General features: G+C 68.2%; 1 protein-coding gene. It reads left to right on the top strand.

Annotated features, from left to right (window positions below):
• Positions 1–93: 93 nt before the first annotated feature.
• Positions 94–560 (top strand): selenide, water dikinase SelD (selD, locus tag GTW58_RS13775; RefSeq protein ID WP_168023630.1); only part of this gene is annotated, 467 nt, incomplete at its 3' end.

Raw genomic sequence — 560 nt, 5'->3', positions numbered from 1 at the left:
ACCGGTTTTGAAGACCGGGGTGCCCACCAGGAACACAGACACCTCCGTCGGTCAACGTATCACCGGCCTTGCGCCGGGTCGTAGGCTGAAATCATGGACACGGACTCGACGCAGAGACTGACCGGTTATGCACACGGGGGCGGTTGCGCCTGCAAGATCCCGCCCGGTGAGCTCGAGGACGCCGTCCGTGCCTTGGAGGGCCAGAACCATTCCGACGTCCTGGTCGGCCTGGACGACGGCGACGACGCCGCGGCCGTCCGCATCCAGAACGACCTCGCCGTGCTCTCCACCGCGGACTTCTTCACCCCGGTGGTGGACAGCGCCTACGACTGGGGCCGGATCGCCGCCGCCAACGCCTTGTCCGACATCTACGCGATGGGCGGCACCCCGGTGGTGGCCATCAACCTGGTCGGCTGGCCGCGCGGGGTCCTGCCCATGGAACTCATGACCGAGGTCCTCCGCGGTGGCCTGGACGTGGGCCAGCAGGCCGGTTGCCCCGTGATCGGCGGGCATTCCATCGACGACCCCGAACCCAAGTACGGCATGGCCGTCACCGGCAC

The sequence above is a fragment of the Kocuria subflava genome (assembly GCF_012163155.1).
Classification (GTDB): Bacteria; Actinomycetota; Actinomycetes; order Actinomycetales; family Micrococcaceae; genus Kocuria; species Kocuria subflava.
The sequence above is the reverse complement of the archived record's forward strand: the minus strand, read 5'-3'. Positions and strand labels throughout refer to the sequence as shown.